The 17,313-nt window shown below is 69.9% G+C and carries 15 protein-coding genes and 1 pseudogene; 5 read left to right on the top strand and 11 right to left on the bottom strand.

Features of this window, described 5'->3' with window-relative positions; genetic code table 11:
• Positions 1–195 precede the first annotated feature (195 nt).
• The 3 genes from ACN469_RS16290 (at position 196) to ACN469_RS16280 (ending at position 3,924) form a co-directional block, all read left to right on the top strand.
• The gene (locus ACN469_RS16290) at positions 196–2,835 is read left to right on the top strand and encodes a BamA/TamA family outer membrane protein (RefSeq protein ID WP_498768900.1); all 2,640 of its coding nucleotides are present in this window, start codon (positions 196–198) and stop codon (positions 2,833–2,835) included.
• A 14-nt stretch (positions 2,836–2,849) separates the two neighbouring features.
• Positions 2,850–3,446 (top strand): hypothetical protein, encoded by a 597-nt coding sequence (locus ACN469_RS16285; RefSeq protein ID WP_498768898.1) that lies wholly within the window; start codon positions 2,850–2,852, stop codon positions 3,444–3,446.
• A gap of 148 nt (positions 3,447–3,594) precedes the next feature.
• Positions 3,595–3,924, top strand: a complete 330-nt coding sequence (locus tag ACN469_RS16280) for a hypothetical protein (protein WP_498768896.1) — start codon at positions 3,595–3,597, stop codon at positions 3,922–3,924.
• A 7-nt stretch (positions 3,925–3,931) separates the two neighbouring features.
• On the opposite strand, the gene ACN469_RS16275 is transcribed toward ACN469_RS16280, so the two are convergent.
• From ACN469_RS16275 to ACN469_RS16265, 3 genes are all read right to left on the bottom strand, one after another.
• Positions 3,932–4,945: an NADP-dependent oxidoreductase gene (locus ACN469_RS16275; protein ID WP_498768894.1), complete on the bottom strand. Its 1,014-nt coding sequence runs from the start codon at positions 4,943–4,945 to the stop codon at positions 3,932–3,934.
• A 79-nt stretch (positions 4,946–5,024) separates the two neighbouring features.
• Positions 5,025–5,474 (bottom strand): DUF4265 domain-containing protein, encoded by a 450-nt coding sequence (locus ACN469_RS16270; RefSeq protein ID WP_498768892.1) that lies wholly within the window; start codon positions 5,472–5,474, stop codon positions 5,025–5,027.
• The gene (locus ACN469_RS16265; protein WP_498768890.1) at positions 5,471–5,932 is read right to left on the bottom strand and encodes an HNH endonuclease; all 462 of its coding nucleotides are present in this window, start codon (positions 5,930–5,932) and stop codon (positions 5,471–5,473) included. Before ACN469_RS16265 ends, ACN469_RS16270 begins: the two co-directional genes overlap by 4 nt.
• 199 nt (positions 5,933–6,131) lie before the next feature.
• On the opposite strand from ACN469_RS16265, the gene ACN469_RS16260 reads away from it, so the two are divergent.
• Positions 6,132–7,298, top strand: a complete 1,167-nt coding sequence (locus tag ACN469_RS16260; protein WP_498768888.1) for an acyl-CoA dehydrogenase family protein — start codon at positions 6,132–6,134, stop codon at positions 7,296–7,298.
• A 75-nt stretch (positions 7,299–7,373) separates the two neighbouring features.
• Here ACN469_RS16260 and ACN469_RS16255 read toward each other — a convergent pair whose 3' ends face one another.
• From ACN469_RS16255 to speD, 7 genes are all read right to left on the bottom strand, one after another.
• Positions 7,374–9,731 carry an arylsulfatase gene (locus ACN469_RS16255; RefSeq protein ID WP_498768886.1) on the bottom strand — a complete coding sequence of 786 codons (2,358 nt, stop codon included), beginning with the start codon at positions 9,729–9,731 and terminating at the stop codon, positions 7,374–7,376.
• A 187-nt stretch (positions 9,732–9,918) separates the two neighbouring features.
• Positions 9,919–11,550: a flavin monoamine oxidase family protein gene (locus ACN469_RS16250; RefSeq protein WP_498768884.1), complete on the bottom strand. Its 1,632-nt coding sequence runs from the start codon at positions 11,548–11,550 to the stop codon at positions 9,919–9,921.
• Positions 11,541–13,037, bottom strand: coding sequence for a polyamine aminopropyltransferase (locus ACN469_RS16245; RefSeq protein WP_498768882.1), 1,497 nt, complete (start codon positions 13,035–13,037; stop codon positions 11,541–11,543). Before ACN469_RS16245 ends, ACN469_RS16250 begins: the two co-directional genes overlap by 10 nt.
• A gap of 41 nt (positions 13,038–13,078) precedes the next feature.
• Entirely contained in the window at positions 13,079–13,306 is a 228-nt protein-coding gene (locus tag ACN469_RS16240) for a DUF350 domain-containing protein (protein WP_141647619.1), read from the bottom strand.
• A complete protein-coding gene (locus tag ACN469_RS16235; RefSeq protein ID WP_498768880.1) occupies positions 13,306–13,467 on the bottom strand; it encodes a hypothetical protein in 162 nt (53 codons plus the stop codon). Before ACN469_RS16235 ends, ACN469_RS16240 begins: the two co-directional genes overlap by 1 nt.
• Positions 13,468–13,496: 29 nt before the next feature.
• Positions 13,497–15,395 carry a DUF4178 domain-containing protein gene (locus ACN469_RS16230; protein ID WP_498768878.1) on the bottom strand — a complete coding sequence of 633 codons (1,899 nt, stop codon included), beginning with the start codon at positions 15,393–15,395 and terminating at the stop codon, positions 13,497–13,499.
• Positions 15,392–15,670 carry an S-adenosylmethionine decarboxylase gene (speD, locus tag ACN469_RS16225; RefSeq protein ID WP_498768876.1) on the bottom strand — a complete coding sequence of 93 codons (279 nt, stop codon included), beginning with the start codon at positions 15,668–15,670 and terminating at the stop codon, positions 15,392–15,394. Before speD ends, ACN469_RS16230 begins: the two co-directional genes overlap by 4 nt.
• A 195-nt stretch (positions 15,671–15,865) precedes the next feature.
• On the opposite strand from speD, the gene ACN469_RS16220 reads away from it, so the two are divergent.
• On the top strand, positions 15,866–16,873 hold the full coding sequence (locus tag ACN469_RS16220; protein WP_498768874.1) for an alpha/beta hydrolase family protein: 1,008 nt from the start codon (positions 15,866–15,868) through the stop codon (positions 16,871–16,873).
• Positions 16,874–16,889: 16 nt separating this feature from the next.
• Here ACN469_RS16220 and ACN469_RS16215 read toward each other — a convergent pair.
• Positions 16,890–17,313, bottom strand: a pseudogene (locus ACN469_RS16215) (trigger factor); the annotation flags it as partial.

Raw genomic sequence — 17,313 nt, 5'->3', positions numbered from 1 at the left:
GCCTCCGCGCGAGGCCCGGACAGGGAGTGCTCCCCGAAGGGACACAGGGGCTCGCGGCAATCGCCGGGCTCGATGTCAGTATCACATCTCGATTCGACATCAGGATGTGTCCATGACATCGGCACGGCTGGCCGGCTCTCGTCCTTTCAAGCACTTGCCCCGACGCGGCGGCTGGAACGCAGCGTGCTCTGTCCCATGCGCATGAACCGCCTCGCGCTTCTCTTCTGCTTCGTCTCCCTCCTCGCCAGCGCGCAGCCCGTGCCGGATGCGGGCGTGTCCGACTCCGCCAGCACTGTCGGCGCGACACCCACGCCCTCCCCCGCGGCGCCCGCCACGGCGCCCTCCCAGGAGGAACCCGGCCTTCCCCTGCCGCTCCCCCCGCGCATGCGGACCGCGCCCTCGGAGGCTGAGCGCGAGGAGGAGGCACGAGACAGGGTGCGAACGGAGTCCCGCGACGAGCGGTCGAAGCGCTGGCGTGACGCGGAGGATGAAGACTCGCGAGCCGAGGACCGCGACGAGCGGGCCTCCGCCGAGCGCGCGGAGGACGAGGAGGATGCACGCGGCGCGGCGCGAACGGAGTCGCGCAACGAGCGCGCGTCGGACCGGCGAGAGCGCCGGCGCGAGAAGGAGAAGCGCGCGGCCTGCGACGAGGACTACCTCGACGACGAGGTGGAGGAGCTCGCGGCCCTTCACCCGCTCGAGCTGAACGTGGATGGCCGCACGCTCACGCCGGAGCTCGTCGAGCTGCATGGACTGAAGCGCCTGACGGAAGACCAGGTGCGCGCCTTCATCGGCTCGCCGCCCCCGGAGCCCCGCGCGCCCCTGCCCACCCGCGACCTCCAGCGGATGCTGCGCCGTCTGGCGCACACGGGCCTGTTCGCTCGCGTGGAGCCGCGCCTGCGCGTCCCCGAGCAGGGCCCCGTCGTCCTGGAAGTGCACCTGGAGGAGAACCCCGTCGTCACGTCGGTGGAAGTGGAAGGACTCCAGGACCTCCAGCGCTCCGAAATCCTCGACGAGGTGTTCCGCCTCCCGCCCCGCTTCCCCGACGAGGACGAGGACGACGAGGAGTTCACCGCCACCCTGCGGGTGAATGGAGCGCGAGGGACGCTGACCGTCACCAGGCCTTGCCCGCCGCAGCGCCCGCCCCGTGAGTGGCTCGCGCGGATGGAGCGCGACGAGTACCGGCCGGGGCTCGTGCTCGGCGGAGTGACCTCCTCGCTGCAGCGCGCGCTGCGAGACTTGCGTGGCGACGGCTACATGCTCGCGAGCCTGTCCGGCACGCTGACGCCGAAGGGCCACCTGACCATCATCGTGGACGAGGGCCGTCTGGAGGGCGTGGACGTGGTGGGCGTGGACGGCCCCATCTCGGACCGGGTGCGCGCGGCGCTGGACTTGAAGGCCGGCGACGTCTTCCTGCGCAGCGACGCGCGACGCGCCATGGAGCGATTGGAGTCGCGCCTGCCCTTCCTGCAGGCGGCGAGCGTGGACACGGACTCCGACGACGCCAGGCGCCGACGTGACGCGCGCATCGTCGAGGAGCGCGCGGCCGACGGCGTGCGCCACTACCGGACAGAGGAGCAGCAGCGCAAGAAGCGCCGTCGTGAGCAGGTCGAGCTCGAGCTGAGCTGGCGCGAGATGTTCGAGTCCTGGCGGCACGGCCACGATGGCGAGGGCATCACCCTGGAGGGACGGCGCCTCGTCGTGCACGTGCGTCCGCGCCGTCCGGACCTGGACCTGGAGCTGCTGCCCGTGCACACGCAGGTGACGGGGTTCGCCCCGGGCCTGGCGGGCTCGCTGCGCATCTGGGACGCGAAGGACCGCCTCCACACCACGCTGGATGCCGCCGCTTTCATCCCCCTGCGCTGGGGTGGACAGCGCCTGCCGGATGACCCGGAGGGGACGAAGCGGCAGCGCGAGCTGAACCTGCTGGGCGGCGCGCGCGTGGAGATTCCGGCGGTGGGCCTCGCGGAGCTGGGCGGTCAGGCGTACGACTTCACGGACACGCTGGACCGCTGGCGGATGAGCGACATCGACTCGTCCATCTACTCGGCCCTCTTGAATCGGCCGGACCGCGACTACTTCCGCCGCAAGGGCGTGGCGGCGTTCGCGACCTTCCGCTGGTCCGAGGACTGGCTCACGGGCGTCGAGTACCGCTCCGACCGCTACGAGACGCTGCGCAGCTTCACTCCGCCGCTGTCGCTGTTCCGCCGCGACTCGCCTCCCTTCCCCAACGCGCCGGTGGACGAGGGCCGCTTCCAGTCCGTCATCGCGCGGCTGGAGTACGCCAGCGGAACTCCACGCGACGCGAAGGTGGGCTCGCTGTTCCGCACGCCGGAGACGCCGCTGTTCCACGGGGATGGGGATTGGGGGCACAGCCCGTTCCTGCACGGGTTCATCACGCTGGAGGTGGGCGAGGGGCCCGCCGCGACGGGTCCAGATGAGCGCTTCTGGAAGCTGCTCGGCGACGTGACGATGGTGGTGCCCACGGGCTGGGAGACGGGCCTGCGGCTGCGGCTGCGCGGCGCGGGCGGCGACAACCTGCCCGAGCAGAAGCGCGAGGCGCTGGGTGGATGGAGCGCGCTGCGAGGCTTCGGCTTCAAGGAGTTCAAGGGCGACGTGTCGGTGCTCGGCACCGCCGAGTATCGGTGGCATGCCTTCGGACTCTTCGCGGACCTGGGCACGGTGCGCGGCGCGGGTGAGTGGCAGGACGCGCGGCTGGGCGTCGGAGGGACGTTCCACTTCACCGACGACGTGCGCGTGGATGTCGCGTGGCGCACGGACGAGAAGGCCACGGCCACGCCCGAGGCTCGCCTGTTCTTCGTGCGGACCTTCTGAAGCCCATGACACGCATGGGGACACGGACAAGACGCACGCTCGGCGCGGCCCTGGTGGCCGCGGCGGGGCTGTTCGCGCCCGGGGCCTGGGCGGAGGAGCCACGCGTCACCTGCACCGCCACCCTCTCCGGGCGGCGCGTGCTGGCGCGCTCGGAGGCCTTCGCCTTCCTCTCGGCGGAGCTGGACCGACTGGTGCGGCTGGGGATGGCGGGGAAGCTGGAGGTGGAGCTGACGCTGTGGAAGCGCCGCTCGCTCTGGTTCAACACGCGGGTGGACGGCGCGCGCCTCACCCAGGTGATTGTCTTCACCCGGGAGGGCTACGTGCTGGATGGAAGGCCGCTCCCGGAAGGGCCCGCCACGTTGGAGTTGGAGCGCGTCGCCTGGACCTTGGAGGCGCGACCCGAGGAGGGCGAGCGCCTCATCGTCCAGGTGGAGGTGAAGCTGAACGTGGTGACGGCGGCGAGCCTGGGGCGCATGGCCTCCTGGCTCTCGCGGACGGAGGGGGCGGGAGAGACAGACCGCTCCGTCGTGACGGGCACGCTGCTGCGCACCGTGGCGGAGGACCTCTCCCAGAGGGCCTCGGGGCGCTGCGACGTCACGCCGCCGACTTGAGCGGCCAGGACGAAGCACGGTCCGACTGAAGCACCGACGCGGTGGCCGGCTCCAGGCCGGGCCTCGTCACGTCACGGCTTTGCTCGCGACTCGCGGGCTTCACGACTCATGGAGTGCCCGGCCGCGCGCCGAGGCCAGGAGGACCGTCATGCGTTTCTGGATGCTTCCACTGCTCGCCCTGCTGACCTCGTGCGGAGTGGACCTGACACCGCTCGCGCGCACGGTGCATGTCTTCGTGCCCGACGACGTGGAGGACACGGGCGCGCGTGTCCCCATTCTCTACCTGGAGAAAGGAAGCGCGGTGTTCTTCCCTGAAGGTGTCAGCGGCGACGCGAGCCTCGTGGAGCCCAGCGAGCTCGTGGTGCTGGGACAGCGCAAGGACATCGTCATCATCGCGGTGGACTCGGTGCCAGGACCGCGAGCGGAAGACCTCGGCGACGGGCGCACGCGCTACATCACCCACCCCGGGGGAGGCTAGCTCCGCTTCAGGGGACGCGAACCACCGCGCGACCGAAGTTCTCACCTCGGAACAGGCCCGCGAACACCGCGGGCGCGGACTCCAATCCGTCGACGATGTGCTCGCGGTGGCGCAGGGTTCCGTCCTGGAGCCACCGCCGCAGCTCCGCACGTGCCTCACCGAAGCGCGCGGCGTAGTCGAACACCACGAAGCCCTCCATGCGCAGCCGCTGGATGATGAAGAACGGCGTGTTCTTCAACCCCGCGCGCGCCTCCGGTGGCACGCCGTAGTCCGCGACGAGCCCCGACACCACCACCCGGCCCTTCATCGCCATGCACGCGAGCGCCGCGTCCAGCGTGGAGCCGCCCACGTTGTCCAGGAACACGTTCACGCCCTGGGGACACTCGCGGCGGATGGCGGCGGCCAGGTCCTTCTCCGCGCGGTAGTCGATGCAGGCATCGAAGCCCAGCGCCTCCACCACCCAGCGACACTTCTCCGGGCCTCCGGCGATTCCCACCGCGCGAGCCCCCTGACGCTTCGCGAGCTGTCCCGAGATGGAGCCCACCGCGCCCGCGGCGGAAGACACCAGCACCGTCTCCCCGGCCTGCGGACGCCCCAGCTCCAGGATGCCGAAGTACGCCGTCAGCCCGGGGATGCCGAGCACGCCCAGCTCCGCCGAGACGGACTCCGAGCCAGACTCCACCTTGCGCAGCCCGCGAGCACTCACCACCGCGTGCTCCCGCCAGCCCCAGCTCCCCACCACCACGTCACCCACGGCGTAGCGCGAGTCACGTGACTCCAGCACCTCGCCCACGACCGCGCTGCTGATGACCTCGCCCAATTTGAGGGCTGGCACGTACGAGTCCACACCACCCAACCGGGCCAGCGTGCCCGGGTCCACGGACGCGAACAGCGTCCGCACCCGCAGCTCTCCCTCCTGGGGTTCGCCCACGTCCACGCGCTCCACGCGGAAGTGCTCCGGCTCGGGCAGTCGAGGGATGTGGCGCGCGAGGACGACTTGACGGCTCGGGAGGGTGCTCATCGGCGGCTCCAGGTTCGAGGCACCTCACCATCTTCCGTCCACCCGCCAATTGACAACCTGGATTCAGCGCGTCCGCAGTCTATGGCAGACACGCCTCCTCGTAACCCCACCGCTCCTCGGCCTCACCTTCGTCCAGAATCGGCTTCAAGGTGTCGAGAGAGACGGTGGGAGGAACATCCACGGAGATGAGCCCGGGGACATGGCTCCGCTCGACAGCGCAGCCGTGCTTCTCCAGGAGCGCCTTGACGGCGGCGACGTCGTCCTCTTCGTAGACGATGACGCGCAGGGTGGCATGCCCCGAGGGACGCACGACCTTCTGGAACAGGAGCTCACCGTCCACGTCCGTGGCCGAGACGACGTCTTCGCAGGCAACGCCCTTCGCGAAGAAGGGGACGTTGTCGAGTTGGAACAACCCTCCTCCCAGGGGACGGGCCCAGAGGCCCTCGGAGTCCGCGGGGGGATAGTCGTCCTCGTCCTTCTCCAGCTCGAAGATGACCTTGACCCGGTCATCGACTTTCGCGGCGCTCATTTCGACTTCCCGTCGCAAGAATGTCTGTTGCCCTTCTTGAGGTTGCACTTCCGACAGAGCACCTGCCCGTTGTCAACCTCACCCGCGCCCCCCTTCGACTTCGCGAGCTTGTGGTCGACATGGGCCTCGTTCGACGGAGGCGTCACGCCCTTCTGGTGCCGCTTGCCGGGCACCGTCTCCACGTCGCAACCCACACAGCGAACCTTGCCGTCGTTCTCCTTCGCGTTCCTCTCCTTCACGACCTCCTTCTGCCGCTTCGTGAAATTCTTTCCCGACCGGTCCTTCTTGTCCTTGTCCTTGTCGTCATCCTTGCTCTTGCCCGCGATTCCCGCCTGCCCGTCGGAAATGCCAGACTTGAGCAGGGGAACCGTGTCGAAGGGCGAGGGCGCCGCGGGGAGCTCCGTCGTGGATGGAGTCGAGAGCGCGGCCGTGAGCAGCACGAGAAGAATTGTTTGCATCCGGAAAGCATCTCAGGCGCGCCGCCTCGATGCCAGGCACACGGGACAATGACAGCCATGGGCGTGGGTCGAGAGGGCCTCGACATGTCTCACATTCAAAGAATGACTCACCACCCAGGGTTGCCCCGCTCAGGATTTCCGCCCACTTCGCCCATCTCCCGCTGGCAACCAGGACACTGGGCTTCCTAGGCTGTCCGCCATGACGAGCTCCACCCCACTCCCCGCCCACCCCCTCCTCGCCGCCGCCGTGGAGCTCGCGCCGCGCCTGTCCGCGCGCTCCGCCGAAATCGAGGCCGCGCGGCATCTCCCCCAGGACCTGGTCGCGGAGCTGACCCGCAAGGGCATCTTCCGGATGATGATTCCGGAGACCTACGGCGGGCTGGAGCTGCACCCCGCGCTCTCCTTCCAGGTCATTGAGGCCCTCTCCCGCGCGGACGGCGCCACCGGGTGGAGCGCGATGATTGGCTCCGCCACCGCGCTCACCGCGGCGTGGCTGCCAGAGCCCGTGGGCCGCGCCATCTTCTCCGCGCCAGACGTCATCACCGGAGGCGTGGCCGCGCCCCTGGGCCGCGCCGAGCGCGTCGAGGGAGGCCACCGCGTCACCGGCCGCTGGCCCTGGGCGAGCGGCAGCCGGCACTGCCAGTGGCTCGTGGGCGGCGCGCTCGTCACGGAGGGCGGCAAGCCGCGCATGGTGCGCGAGGGGGTGCCGGAGACGCGCCTGTTCTTCCTCCCCGCCAAGGACGTCACGCTCCACGACACCTGGTTCGCCTCCGGCCTGTGCGGCACCGGCAGCGGCGACATGGAGGTGAAGGACTTCTTCGTCCCCGACGACCACGGCTTCTCCTTCTTCGCGCCCCCGCACGTCGCGCGTCCGCTGTACGGCTTCCCCTTCGGCCTGCTGGGCCTGGGCATCCCCGCCGTGGCCCTGGGCATCGCCCGGCGCGCCATCGATGAGCTGACCACGCTGGCCCGGCAGAAGACGGTGGTGGTGGAGCGCAGGCTGCTGGCCGCGCGCCCCGCCGTGCAGGAGGCCATCTCCGAGGCGGAGGCCGAGGTGCGCTCGTCCCGCGCCTTCGCGCTGGAGACCATCCACGCCCTCCACGACGAGGCCACCCGAGGCCCCGTCTCCGTGCGCGGCAGGGCCGACCTGCGGCTGGCCATGACTCACGCCACGCGAAGCGCCGCGCGCGCGGTGGACCGCATGTACGAGGCCGCGGGCGGCCCCGCCGTGTTCCACACCAGCGCGCTCCAGCGCTGCTTCCGCGACGTCCACACCATCACCCAGCACGCGATGGTGGCCCGGCCCACGCTGGAGCTCACCGGCGGCATCCTGCTGGGCTTCGACCCGCCCACGCCGGTGCTCTAGGGAAAAGAGGGCCCGGCCTCCCTGAAGCGCGGGGAAGAGGCCGGGCCCACACAGGCGACGAGGTGTCGCCTCCCCCTACTGCCGAGCCATCACCGTCTTGCGCTCCTTCTGCTCGTCGTGAAGGTGCTCGCCGGACACATCCACCACCACCTCGCGCAGCGTGCCGCCCCGGAACGCGAAGGGCGGGCGGTACATCACGCTCACCGACGAGTTGTCATCCCTCCCGCACGTCAGCCCCTCGCCAAGGCTGATGAGCAGCGGCATCGTCGAGGCGATGTCGCTCTGGGCGACCAGGTCTCCGTCGATGAAGAGCTTGCCTCGTCCCGGCGCGCCCTTGCCGGCGTCGAGGTCCGGCTCTCCGGTGGGCTCGAACTCGAAGCGCAGCTCCGTGCGGCCGGTGGGCACCTCCATCGCCGACTCGATGTGGAACTCCTTCTCGCCCACGAAGTTGTAGACGTAGTGCAGCTTCCGGTCCTGGATGAAGAAGGTGTAGCCGCCCGTAATCCCGCCGTGGCTGAGCAGCACGCCCTCCGCGTCTCCGTCCACGTCCACCTTCGCGGTGATGGAGTGCGGCCGGTTGAGCACGTGCACCGCCACGTTCTCCGGCGCGGGTGAGGTGTGTGGCCGGTAGACGTAGCGCTTGCGGTCCTTGGTGATTTGCGGGCGCTCCGCGGCGAACACCGCGCGGTCCAGCGCCGCGAGTGGCAGGACCTTGTAGCGGCCCGCCTCCACGTACCAGAGGGTAATCATCTCGATGAGCTTGCCCCGCTCCTGTTGCGCCAGGTTCTTCGTCTCCGAGGCGTCCTCCGACACGTGGTACAGCTCCCACCCCTCCGCGTCGAGCTTGCGCAGCCGCTCCTCGGTGATGGCCGACTCGCCGAACGCCTCGCCCGCCTCCGTGAAGGACGGCCCGGGGAAGGGGCACACCGCCCGCCAGCCGTCATGGTAGATGGCGCGGTTGGTGAACATCTCGAAGTACTGCGTGTGGTGGTGGCTCTCCGCGCGCGCGTCGTCGAACGAGTGACGGAAGCTGACGCCCTCGATGGGCGACTGCGTGACGCCACGGATGTCCTGGGGAGACTCCACGCCCAGGCAGTCCAGCACCGTGGGCACCATGTCGATGGCGTGGCAGTACTGCGTGCGGACCTCGCCCCGCGCGCGGATGCCCTTGGGCCAGTGGACGATGAACGGGTCCGTCGTGCCGCCGCGGTACACCTCGCGCTTCCACCGGCGGAACGGCGTATCCCCGGCCCACGCCCAGCCCCAGGAGTAGTGATTGAAGTACTTGGGCCCGCCCAGCTCGTCCATCGCCGCGATGTTCTGCTCCAGCGACTCCGGCGTGTTGTTGAAGAACTTCAGCTCGTTGACGGAGCCATGCGGCCCGCCCTCGGCGCTCGCGCCGTTGTCGGAGATGACCATGATGAGCGTGTTGTCCAGCTCACCGCTCTCCTCCAGGGACTTCAGCAGCCGGCCGATGTGGTGGTCCGTGTGCTCCAGGAAGCCCGCGTAGACCTCCATCATCCGCGCGTAGAGGCGCTTCTCCTCGGGCGGCAGGCTGTCCCACTCCGCCACGTCCGGGTCCTGCCGGGACAGCTGCGTGCCTGGAGGAATGACGCCCAGCTTGAGCTGACGCTGGAACACCTTCTGGCGGTATGCGTTCCAGCCCTCGTCGAACTGGCCCTTGTACTTGTCGGACCACTCCTTGGGGACGTGATGCGGGGCGTGCATCGCGCCCGTGCAGAAGTACATGAAGAAGGGCTTGTCCGGCGCCACCTGCTTGGAGTCCGCGATGAAGTCCACGGCGCGGTCCACCAGGTCCTCGGTGAGGTGATAGCCCTCCTCCGGTGTCTTGTGCGGCAGCACCGGGTGGTTGTCGTGGACCAGGTCCGGGTAGTACTGGTGCGTGTCGCCGCCGAGGAAGCCGTAGAACCGCTCGAAGCCCCGGCCCAGCGGCCAGCGGTCATACGGCCCGGCCGCGCTCGTCTGCTCCGTGGGCGTCAGGTGCCACTTGCCCACCGCATACGTGTTGTAACCCTGCTTCAACAGCATCTCCGAGAGGAAACCATTCTCGAAGGGGATGGTGCCGTTGTAGCCCGGGTAGCCGAGGGAGACCTCGGTAATGGTGGCCATGCCATTGGAGTGGTGGTTGCGGCCGGTGAGGATGCACGAGCGCGTGGGCGAGCACAGCGCGGTGGTGTGCATGTTGCTGTAGAGCAGGCCGCCCTTCGCCAGCTTGTCCAGGTTCGGCGTGTGGATGGGCGAGCCATAGCAGCCCAGGTGTCCAAAGCCCGTGTCGTCCAGGACGATGAAGAGGACGTTGGGCGCGCCCTCTTTCGCGCGCAGCGGCTGAGGCCATGCTGGGGACGACTGCTCCCACGTCCGGCCGATGGCGCCGGGGAAGGTGCTGCCGGGTTTGTATTCCTTGAGCGACATGGTGTGCCTCCGCGAAGTCCTGACCCAGGAGGCCGCTGCCGCTCGCCGGAGGTTCCGGACGACACGTCCCCAGCCCCGAGGGTCAGAGTTGGGCACGCCACAGGACACCCACCGCTGCCCCCAGGACGGACCCGAGCGGGCAAGGCCCGGCCCGCCTGTCCCTGGGCACCTCGCGGAAGGAAGGAGACTAGAGCCAGCTCGTGGAGGGCTGGCCCAGCTCGCTCAGCACGCGCTCCGCGGCCTTCACTCCGAACCAGTTGGCTTCCTCGAAGAGGGCCAGCCCACCCAGGTCCGTGTGCGCGAAGTGCAGGTGGCGCCCCACGCTCTCCTGCGCGGCCCGGCGCTCCGGGCCCCAGATGAAGCCCGGCGTCGGCCGCACCATGGCGTGGCCCCAGCGCTGCACCTCCAGGCGCTGCACCTGCTGGAGGATGCCCGGGTGCGCGGGGCGCATGTCCGCCATGACGAGCGCCTCCCAGTCCGCGTAGCTGGCGGAGAGCGCCTTGGTGCGCTCGGCCTTCACGTCCGCGCCCGCCATGGGCAGGTACCACGTGAGCACCGTGGGGCCGCGCTCGTCCTGGCGCAGCCGCTGGTGCGTGGCCACCACGTAGCCCAGGCTGTTGCTCTCCTGGAACACGTTGTCCCACGCCAGCGGGAAGCCGCGCGACACGGGCGGCGACGACAGCGTCAGGTTGGCCACCACCCACGGCGCGTAGCTGAAGGCATCCAGCCACGCGGGCCGCGCGGCGCGCCACGGCGCCACCAGGTGCGCCGCGAGGAAGCGCGGGCACGCCAGCACCACCTGGCGCGCCTGGAAGGAGCGGGGCTTGCCCGTGCGAGCATCCAGCGCGTCCACCCGGCAGCCGTGCTCGCCCGGCTCCACCGTGTGCACCAGCACGTCGCGCTCCACCGCGCGGGGCGGGAGCGCGGAGAGGAGCTGGTGCACCAGGCGGCCATTGCCCTCGGGCCAGCTCAGGAAGCCCTCGCTGCGCTCGCCCTGTCCGTCCTGGCGCGCGGCGAAGTACCAGATGCCGGCCCAGGCGGAGGTGTGCTCGGACGTGGCGCCGTAGTCGTCGCGGCACGCGTAGTCCACCAGCCACTTCAGCCGCGTCGAGCGGAAGCCCTCGCGCGTGAGCCAGTCCGCCATGCTCAGCGTGTCCAGCGCCGTCCACTCGGCGTCGTCGCTGGAGCGCGCCGTGGGCACCGCGAAGGCCTTGCGTCCCTTGGCATCCCGGGCGGCGGCGAAGGCATTCATCCGCGCATCGAAGCGCTCCAGCTCCGCCAGGTCCTCCGCCGTCGCGCCCACGCGCAGGTAGAGCCCGTCGTACCAGTGGCCCCGGTAGAAGTGGCGCTCCTCCGGCTCCTGGATGAGCAGCGACTCCTCGAACGTCGGCAGCCCCTGGGCGTCCACGCCGGACACCGCGCCCATCTCCCGCAGCAGCCGCACCACCGGCCCCCGGTCCTCCGTGGGCGCCGGCAGGTAGTGCGCACCCCACGGGAAGGGGGACACCGAGTTGCGCCCGGAGCGGGACGTGCCTCCGGCCTCCGCCTCCAGCTCCACCACGCGCACGTCCTTCACGCCCGCGCCCGCCAGCCGCCACGCGGCGGACAGGCCCGCGACGCCCGCGCCCACCACCAGCACGTCCACCGTCTCAAGCGTCTGGGCGCGAGGCAGCGGCCCACCGCGCAGCCGGTGCCCCACCTCCACCGCGCGGTCGACGATGGCGCCCGGGATGGGGGCCCGGGGCTGCTCGCGCTTGCACGCGCTGGCCACCGCCGAGCCGAGGAACGCGGCGACCAGCTCCCGCCGCGTCAGTTCCACCGCCGCCACTCCTCCTCGTAGTAGTGCACCAGCACCTGGTTGTTGAGCCGGTTCACCTCGGTGGGCAGGCGACTCATGTCCGGAGGGAACAGCGTCAGCGACTCCATCGTGGGCAGGTCCAGGAAGCGCAGGCCCTCCGGCAGCGGGCGGTGGTGGCCCGGCGCCTCGTGGGCCACCAGCACGTAGCCCCACTCGCCGAAGGAAGGCACCAGCGCGTGGTACGGCTGCGTCCAGAAGCCCGCGGCCTTCAGCGTCGTCTCCACGCACCAGAAGGAGCGCCGCGCGAACAGGGGACTGGTGCTCTGCACCACCGCCACCCCGTCCTGGGCCACCCGCTTCTTCAAGAGCTTGTAGAAGCCCGTGGTGTACAGCTTGCCCAGCGCGAAGTTGTTCGGGTCCGGGAAGTCCACCACCACCACGTCGTAGCGCTGGTCACCCTCCATCAGGAACTGCATGGCGTCCGCGTTGACGACGCGCATGCGCGCATCCTTCAGCGAGTTCTCGTTGAGCGTCGACAGCTCGCCGTAGCCCATGGCGAGCCCCGTAATCGCCGGGTCCAGGTCCACCAGCGTGACGGAGCGGACCTCCGGGTAGCGCAGCACCTCGCGCGCGGCGAGCCCGTCGCCACCGCCGAGGATGAGCACGTGCTCAACCCTGCCCGCGCGCACCATGGCCGGGTGCACCAGGGACTCGTGGTAGCGGTACTCGTCCACGCTGGCGAACTGGAGGTTGCCGTTGAGGAACAGCGAGAAGCCCCGCTTGCCGCGCGTCAGGATGATGCGCTGGTAGGGGGAGCTGGACGCGTGCACCACGTCGTCCGCGTAGAGCTGGTCCTCGTAGAACGTCGTGAGCCTGTCGCCGAGCACGAAGCCCACCATCAGCAGCACCGTGAGCATCGCCGCCTTGACGCGCAGGCGCAGCGGGTTGCCCAGGAGCGGCGCGAGCAGCCACGTGCTCCACAAGCCCACCGCCGCGTTCAGGACGCCGAACAGGAGCGAGGTGCGCACCAGGCCCAGCTTGGGCACCAGGAGCAGCGGGAAGGCCACGCTGGCGGCGAGCGCGCCCAGGTAGTCCAGCGACAGCACCTGGCTGACCAGGTCCTTGAACTTGAGCTGGTCCTTGAGGATGCGCAAGAGGAGGGGAATCTCCAGCCCCACCAGCGTGCCGATGACGATGACGGTGCCGTACAGCGCCACCTGGAACAGGTCCGTCAGCGTGAAGGTGAGGAACAACACCGGGGCGCACAGGCCGCCCAGGAGCGCCACCGCCAGCTCCACCTCCACGAAGCGCTGCGCCACCCCCTTGTCGATGTAGCGCGACAGGTAGCTGCCGATGCCCATCGCGAAGAGGTAGCCACCGATGACGGTGGAGAACTGGGTAATCGAGTCACCCAGCAGATAGCTGGCGAGCGCCCCGACGACGAGCTCGTAGATGAGCCCGCACGTCGCGATGACGATGACGGTGATGTACAGCAGCGTCTTGTTCACGTCGTCACTTCACGTCTTCTTCGAGCCGGGCCTGGGGCCCCTCAACCACCGATGGCCGCGGCCACGATGATGGACAGGCCGAGGATGAAGGAGCCGATGACGATGCCGACCGCCGTGTTCTGGTCGACCTCCAGCTCCTTGTGCACGTCGAACGGCATGATGAGGCGGATGACGAAGAAGCCCGCCACGAACACCGCCAGGCCAATGAGCGAATAGATGACGCTGGCCAGCACACCCTGCCAGCTCACGACGACGCCGAGTAACAGCATCACTTCCCTCCCTGAAAACCACCGGTCCACAACAGGATGCCACCCGGGCCTCGGCGCACGTTGCCCGGCACGCGGTCCCTCTCCTCACTGGTGAAGGGCGACCACCCGGACACCATCATGGTCGTGTAACCCAGCAGCACCAGTCCACCGAACCACTTCATGCCGCGCCTCCGTGTCGTGCCATGCGCGTCTATTCCGTCAGGTTGCTGTCCGCCCACCGGTTCGTCTCGAAGCCGTGCGAGCGGAAGAAGGCGAACGCCGGCGCCAGCAGCATCAGCACCAGCGCCACGCAGAGCCAACTGTCATTGGGCGTGTCGTGCACCAGCTTCACGCTGTAGTTGCGCGCGGTGGGCCGGGGTGACGCGTCGTAGGCCGCCGTGGTGCGCAGCACGTACTTGCCCGCCGGAAGCGCGGACAGATACTGGCTGTCGCTCGGGCTGCCCTCGCTCCAGGAGCCGTCGCTGTCACTGCCCTGGTAGAGGCTGACCTCCTGGTAGAAGCTCACCACGTCGCCCGTGTCCTGGTTCACCAGGTCGCCCTGCACGCCCAGCCAGTCGTTGTTGAGGCCCGCGGCGACCTCCACCTTCATGTTGCCGCGCGCGGTCAGCTCGAAGGGCTCGCTGAACTTCATGGCGGCGGGCGTACCGGGGGCCGCGTCCGGGGGCACCGTGACGCGCTCGTCCAGTACCACCTGCTGCCGCGCGTAGACGGAGAAGAGGCCCGCCAGGAGCAGCAGCCCCAGAAACCAGACGAAGGACCACAGCATCGTGGAGCGCATGCTCGCCGCATGCGGGTTGGGCTGGCTGGGGACGATGCCGTACGTCGGCCCCACCTCCTTCAGCTTGAACGCGTCCTTCACCACCTCCGGCGCCAGGTACTCGCCATGCGTGTACGTCACCTCGTCCTCGGTGGCGTCCACGTTGATGGAGTACGGCGGGGACACGTACTCGGTGGCCTCGGCGTACTCGCCCGCCGTCACCTCCCAGTAGAACTCGCCCTGCACGTTCTCCGTGACGGCGTGCACGTTCTGGAAGGCCTTGTAGCGGCGGCCGTCGTAGAAGGCGGACCGCAGGGGCACCAGCTGCACGTCACCGCCGGCCACCGGCTCCAGGAACACCCAGTGGCCGTTGGAGAGCATCAGCCAGACGAAGCCCTTCGCCCTGTGGAAGAGCAGGTACTCCTCCCACGGGTAGCGCACGCCCTCCACCGTGCAGGAGCGCACCAGGAAGCCGATGCACATCCACTCGGTGCCCTTCAGCTTGCCCTTGGCTCCCAGCGGGATGATGGGCGCGTGGTCCGGCTTCTCCAGGAGCCGCAGGAAGGACAGCTTGCCCTTGCTGACGTCCAGGAGCGCGCCGCAGAAGGGACAGCCCACGCGCAGGGATTTGTCCGGGGCGCGCAGCTCCAGGGGGCCGTTGCACTCGGTGCAGCGCGCCTGCTGGAGGTCCACCTTGCGCTGGGCGCGCGGGCGGAGCTGGTCTACGGGAATCCCGAGCTGCTCCAGCTTGAGCCGCTCGCCGATGAAGACCTCGGGGTCCCTGTCGCGCGTGCCGAAGTCGAGCGTGATGAAGGCGCCCTTGGAGCCGGTGGCGTCGACGTAATAGGAGTCCTGCGAGGGGTCCACGTCGCTGGGGAGCTGCCCTTCGGCGGCCACCACCTTGCCGTGGCCGCGCTCCTCCACCACCCAGGGGCGGTTGCGCAGGCGCAGGCGCTCACCCGGGTGCAGGTCCGACAGGGACACGCCCTCTTCCACGCCCGCGTCCAGCAGCAGGTGGAAGGCGCCCTCGGACTCGCTCACCCACGCGGTGCGGCCGTCGGAGAACTCCACGTACCACTCGTCCCACGGGCCCGCGCCATGGTCCTTCTGGAGGTGGCCCACCACCTGGAACGCCGTGCTCGCGTAGCGGCCCTCCGCGCCCAGTTGGAGCGGCGAGTCGGTGACGAGGATGCGGCCAATCTTCCCGCGCGACTCGAAGTCATCGCCCTTGCGAGCCACCACCGTCTGGCAGTGGCCGCACACAATCACCTGCGCCGAGCCGGCGGTGAACTCCACATCCGCGCCGCACGACGGACACCGCCCCTGAGTCACGCCTTCACCCCCCGCTTCAGCTCCCGCACCTCGCAGGACGCCGCCCTCAGGTGGCGCGCCAGCAGCGACTCGAAGTCGGGGCGCGCGCGCGGGCGGCAGCAGTAGACATTGAGCGCGGCGAAGCCATGCTCCGGGAAGGTGTGGATGGCCAGGTGACTCTCCGCCAGCAGCGTCAGCCCGGTGATGCCACCGGGCTCTGGGAACACGTGCCACTGCGGCTGGCCCACGACCTTCAGGTCGAGCAGGACGAGCAGCTCCTCGAAGAGCGCCGCCAACGCCGCCGCGTCCTTGAGCAGTCCAGGCGAGCAGCCGCTCGCGTCAACCAGCCATTCCTGTCCGGTGGTCAGCTTCGAAGTCCTCCCGCCTCTGGCTGGACTACTTAGCACGAGACCCGACGCACGAAAGCCGCTCGCGGCCGAGTCCCCATCGTTGGCGCCGCGCCACCCCTTGCCGGTACGCTTCTGAGTGAAATGACGCAGCAGTCCGCCGCCAAGGTCCCCGCGCCCGTTCCCCCCGTGCCCTCTCCCTCGCCCGCTCGCGAGCCGGGGGCCATCGCCCGGCTGGCGCGAGGTCTGCGCGGTCTGCCCGCGGCGCCGCGCTGGTGGGGTCCTGGCTGTGGTGGCATGGCCGGCTGGCTCCAGCGCGGGGCGGCGGGTACGACGCCGGCCACGGAGGACCTGACCTGGCGCTTCCATCACCTGCTGCGGAGCGTGCGCGAAGGAGAGGCCGTGCTGCCCGCCGAGGCGTGGCGCCATCAGTATGTGCTGGTGCGCGGCATGCTGGGGGACGAGCTGCCCGGCTACCTGCTGGACAACGTGCAGCGGCTGGAGCGCCGGGGCCTGGACGTGCTCGAGGCGTCGGTGGACACGGAGGGGTTGCTGCTCGACAACGTCGCGGTGCTGCGCGAGGCGCTGCTGGACGCGGAGCACTTCGGCCGCTCGGTGGTGCTGGTGGGACACAGCAAGGGCGGCGTCGAGTGCACCGCCCTGCTCGCCCTGTACCCGGAGCTGCGCCGGGTGGTGCGCGCGGTGGTGACGCTCCAGGCGCCCTATGGCGGCTCGTCCATCGCTCATGATTTGGCCACCACGCCGGACATGCGGCGGCTCATCGACTTCGCCTTCCCGCTGCTGTTCCACGGCGTGTCGCGCTCGGTGGAGGAGCTGTCCTATCCCCAGCGCATGGCGTTCATCGCCCAGCACCCCTACCCGGCGGATATCCCCACCGTGTCGCTGGCCACCTCGCGGCTGTCGCGCCTGTCGTCGCTCTTTCCGCTCCAGCGCTACCTGGACGAGCGCTATGGCTACGCGTCCGACGGCATGGTGACGGCGGTGGACGCGGAGGTGCCCGGCGCGCGGGTGGTGCGGCTGGACGACATGGACCACGCGGAGGCCGCGCTGCGCGCCTTCCCGGGACTGGGCCGCTACCACCCCGGCGACGTCACCGAGGTGATGGTGGCGCTGGCGCTCGAGACGCCTTGAACCCACCGCCGCGACGTCAGGTCGGCGGCGTCAGCGACACGCGCCGCATGACGCTGTCGACGGTGGCGAAGTGCAGCGCCAGGTCTTCCACCCGCTTGGCCAGCAGGTTGTCTTCCTTCACCGCGCGGATGAGGTCCTGACGGGAGACGCCGGACAGCCCGGCCAGGTCATCCACCAGCGCGTCCACGGCGCCCTTCGCGAGCTTCACGCCGTCGCGCGCGGCGATGGCTCGCAGCGCCAGCGCCAGCGTCAGCCGCCGCTCCGTGTCCGCGCGGGTGAGCGGCTCTCGCAGCCAGCCCTCCAGCGCCTCCTGGAGTTCGTTCGGCTGGAAGTCCTTGCGAATCAGCATGGGCCGCTCGACCTCCGCCCAGCGGCGGCGAATCTCCTCGTCCACCAGCGCGGGCGTCAGCGTCACCCGGGTGCGCGCGACCACTTCGTCC

Source organism: Corallococcus terminator, from assembly GCF_049194865.1.
GTDB classification, from domain to species: domain Bacteria; phylum Myxococcota; class Myxococcia; order Myxococcales; family Myxococcaceae; genus Myxococcus; species Myxococcus terminator_A.
The sequence above is the reverse complement of the archived record's forward strand: the minus strand, read 5'-3'. Positions and strand labels throughout refer to the sequence as shown.

What these genes read in the sequence shown, in the direction of transcription:
- ACN469_RS16290 (WP_498768900.1), top strand. Translation starts at nt 196, where the DNA reads ATGCGCATGAACCGCCTCGCGCTTCTCTTCTGCTTCGTCTCCCTCCTC.
- ACN469_RS16285 (WP_498768898.1), top strand. Translation starts at nt 2,850, where the DNA reads ATGGGGACACGGACAAGACGCACGCTCGGCGCGGCCCTGGTGGCCGCG.
- ACN469_RS16280 (WP_498768896.1), top strand. Translation starts at nt 3,595, where the DNA reads ATGCGTTTCTGGATGCTTCCACTGCTCGCCCTGCTGACCTCGTGCGGA.
- ACN469_RS16275 (WP_498768894.1), bottom strand. Translation starts at nt 4,945, where the DNA reads ATGAGCACCCTCCCGAGCCGTCAAGTCGTCCTCGCGCGCCACATCCCT.
- ACN469_RS16270 (WP_498768892.1), bottom strand. Translation starts at nt 5,474, where the DNA reads ATGAGCGCCGCGAAAGTCGATGACCGGGTCAAGGTCATCTTCGAGCTG.
- ACN469_RS16265 (WP_498768890.1), bottom strand. Translation starts at nt 5,932, where the DNA reads ATGCAAACAATTCTTCTCGTGCTGCTCACGGCCGCGCTCTCGACTCCA.
- ACN469_RS16260 (WP_498768888.1), top strand. Translation starts at nt 6,132, where the DNA reads ATGACGAGCTCCACCCCACTCCCCGCCCACCCCCTCCTCGCCGCCGCC.
- ACN469_RS16255 (WP_498768886.1), bottom strand. Translation starts at nt 9,731, where the DNA reads ATGTCGCTCAAGGAATACAAACCCGGCAGCACCTTCCCCGGCGCCATC.
- ACN469_RS16240 (WP_141647619.1), bottom strand. Translation starts at nt 13,306, where the DNA reads ATGCTGTTACTCGGCGTCGTCGTGAGCTGGCAGGGTGTGCTGGCCAGC.
- ACN469_RS16235 (WP_498768880.1), bottom strand. Translation starts at nt 13,467, where the DNA reads ATGAAGTGGTTCGGTGGACTGGTGCTGCTGGGTTACACGACCATGATG.
- ACN469_RS16220 (WP_498768874.1), top strand. Translation starts at nt 15,866, where the DNA reads ATGACGCAGCAGTCCGCCGCCAAGGTCCCCGCGCCCGTTCCCCCCGTG.